General features: G+C 63.7%; 1 protein-coding gene. It reads right to left on the bottom strand.

Annotated elements, in window-relative coordinates; genetic code table 11:
• Positions 1-2: 2 nt before the first annotated feature.
• The coding region (locus AC0IYH_RS30305) for a large ribosomal subunit protein uL3 (RefSeq protein ID WP_471837837.1) at positions 3-331 on the bottom strand (329 nt) is incomplete at its 5' end.

A 331-nucleotide genomic window follows, 5' to 3' on the forward strand; every position in this document is an offset into this window, starting at 1 on the left:
TCTTAGCCCTCCTGGCCGGTGGATGCTTCCGGCGCGGGTGCGGCGTCAGCGTTGTTGTTGGCGGCGGTCTTCAGACCGGCGGGCATCGGCGCATCGGCGTGGCGAGCGGTCTTCACCGCGTCCTTCACGAACAGCCAACCACCCTTTGATCCAGGCACGGAGCCCTTCACGAAGATCAGGCCACGCTCGACGTCGGTCGAGACGATCTCGAGGTTCTGCTGGGTGCGATACTTATCACCCATGTGGCCGGCCATCTTCTTGTTCTTGAAGACGCGACCCGGATCCTGACGCTGACCGGTCGAACCGAGCGAGCGGTGCGAAACCGAGACAC

It is taken from the genome of Pseudomonas sp. AC463, assembly GCF_979253585.1.